Consider the following 2675-nt stretch of genomic DNA (forward strand, 5'->3'; position numbering starts at 1 on the left):
CATTCATATCGAAAACGGACGCTTTCATCTGAACGGGCGCCCGACTTATTTGAAGATGGTCCTCGACCAGGGCTACTGGATGGAATCAACCATCACGCCCCCCACCGACGCGGCCATCCAATACGACATCAAGATGACCATGGACATGGGCTTCAACGGCGCGACCTGGGACTGGAGTTTCTTGATGTGACGAGCCAAGTGGACATTGTGTGGAACAGCTCCGACAGAAACGGCAGCCGGCAGCAGGATGTCTACCGGCTGACGAACATCGGCGCCTCCGTGATTGACACGCACCTGGTGATCGTAGTCCGCGGCTTGTCCGATGAGATCGAGCTACAGAACGCCAGCGGGAAAGCGAGTGACGGAGATCCATATCATCTTCGTGTGTTCCTGCCCGACGGCGCCCTCATTCCCAACCAGAGCTTGATTCCGACGTTGTGTTTCAGACGGAGGCCCGGCTCCCCGCCGGTCAACCACTCGGTCACCCTCCTTTCGGGACAGGGCAATCCATAAGTCTTTCCTGAATCCGTTCGAGCTATTAGATGGTGGCACGTGGCCATGGATTGTCTGGAGTTTCGGTGCCCCGCGGTACCCGCGCGGTAACTGGAGAATTCAGAGAGCCCAGGGGCGATATCGCGCGAGATTATTTAGTACGAAAGACGCAGCTATCGCCGTCGGTAAGCGTTTTCAGTCATTAAAGTGCGTGATCGTCGGTTCACTAACGGCGAATCTCAAGGAGAACTGTCGATTCTGGCTTGCCGTTCCGAAATCGTTCCTACATAAAGCGGAAGCAGTATTCGTTTCACGCCTTAATTCTGGCACGATGCGTTCATCAGCGCGGCAAGGCGGCAACAGGCTCTCGTTTCGGTCTTCGGGTCGTGCAGCAATCATCTGAGGCAATGTACCCTGAAAACGTAATGCCTGATTTCATGTTGCTCGCAGCTTCGCTCGGCCTGCTTCTGCTGGCCGCTCGCTATTTCGTGGACGGCATATCTACGATCGCCGAGAGTCTTGGCGTGCCGAAGATCGTGATCGGCATGACCGTCGTGGCGTTCGGCACCAGCACCCCGGAATTGGTCGTCAATTCCATTTCCGCATACCAGGGCTCAACAGATCTGGCCTTCGGGAACATCGTCGGTTCTTGCCTGGTCAACGTCGGCTTCGTCCTGGGATTGACCGCATTGATCCGTCCAATGAAGGTGGAGGCCTCGCTGATTACCAGGGAGATCCCGATGCTGATTGTCGCCGTCGCGGCGATTGTTGTCCTTGGGAGCGACCGTTTTCTAAATGCGGAAGCGCAGGACACCTGGCGCCGAGGCGATGGGCTAATTCTGCTGCTGTTGTTCTGCATTTTTCTGTACTACACGACGCGGCAGGCGAGGGGCGCAGGCAACTCCGACGCTTTCATCGCCGAAGTCCGCGAAGAGGTGGCACGCGCCGCGCCGAAGTCTCTCTGGATTCAAATTGGCGTTACACTGGCTGGTTTCATCGGAGTCTCGTTAGGCGCAAATTGGACGGTCCAGTATGCCGTTGCGATTGCACGGGGAATCGGCGTTTCCGAAACGGTCATCGGACTGACGGTGATATCGCTGGGTACGACTCTCCCTGAGTTAGCCACGTGTATCCTGGCGGCGCGGCGAGGGGATGCAGATATTGCGCTTGGCAACATCGTCGGTTCGAATCTGTTCAACCTGCTTTGTATTGGCGGGATAGTCAGTACGGTTCGGCCCGTTGCGATTCCGGCCGGCGGGCACATCGACTTGATGGTGATGGCGTTTCTGTCCGTGGTTCTCTTGCCTATCGCGATTCGAAGCGGCCGAACAATAACGCGGGGAGAAGGAGCCTTCCTGATGGCCATTTTTATCGCTTATTTGGGCTGGAGAGTCGCGGGTGTCAGTTACGCGAAGTAAATGGGGTACGCAGTGGCGATCCATAGCAGCGAAGGATTCCGGCGCTTTAAGATCCTCATTCCATGGGGATGCGTGGTGCTGGGCTTCATGGCGCTTACGAATTCGAGACGGGAGGAAAGAATTTTTTGGGTTTCTCGCAGGCCAGCCGGAGCCTGCGCCGTCTACTGCACACTCCGCTTCCTGGCCGATAGCTTCACAAAAAGCGACTCGAGTTCGACTTGACCCCTACCAGGATCCGTGGTCACGATGTCGTGCGCCGGCCGTCGCCAGAATTCAATTCGTCTTGCCCGAACAACTATTATTGGGCGGACAAAATGGGGTTTCTGGTGTCAAGCGAAATGGCCAACGCCTATCTTTACGATGAGGACTACGCCGCCCGTTTCACTCGCGAGTGGATTGAGGCAGTTGAGCGCGACGTCAACCACCCGTCGATTGTGATGTGGATCCCCATCAACGAATCCTGGGGCGTCAGTGATGTCGCCGACCCGCGCCAAACCCAGCATTTGAAGGCTCTTTACAACCTGACAAAGTCCCTGAACCCCACCCGCCCGGTAATCGACAACGACGGCTGGGAGCACACGGACGTGACGGACCTCTTCGGCATCCACGACTACGCCGCCCGCGGCGAACGCCTGGTCGAGAAGTACGGAGTTTTGAGCCAGAAGCAGTTCGATTTTCCTGGGAATGGCCGCGCGGCTTTGGCGCCCGGGTTTAAGTACGATGGCTCGCCGGTGTTCCTGAGCGAGTTCGGCGGGATAGCGTATC

4 protein-coding genes are annotated in these 2675 nt (G+C 57.0%); all 4 read left to right on the top strand.

What is annotated here, in order from left to right; all coding sequences use genetic code 11:
* The coding region (locus SGJ19_18510) for a hypothetical protein (GenBank protein ID MDZ4782243.1) at positions 1–190 on the top strand (190 nt) is incomplete at its 5' end.
* Complete coding sequence (locus tag SGJ19_18515) at positions 187–513, top strand: hypothetical protein (protein MDZ4782244.1); 327 nt, start codon at positions 187–189, stop codon at positions 511–513. The genes SGJ19_18510 and SGJ19_18515, both read left to right, overlap by 4 nt.
* Positions 514–899: 386 nt before the next feature.
* Entirely contained in the window at positions 900–1910 is a 1011-nt protein-coding gene (locus SGJ19_18520) for a calcium/sodium antiporter (GenBank protein ID MDZ4782245.1), read from the top strand.
* 326 nt (positions 1911–2236) lie between these two features.
* On the top strand, positions 2237–2675 hold a 439-nt coding region (locus tag SGJ19_18525), incomplete at its 3' end, for a glycoside hydrolase family 2 TIM barrel-domain containing protein (GenBank protein MDZ4782246.1).

The organism is Planctomycetia bacterium, from assembly GCA_034440135.1.
GTDB lineage: Bacteria > Planctomycetota > Planctomycetia > Pirellulales > JALHLM01 > JALHLM01.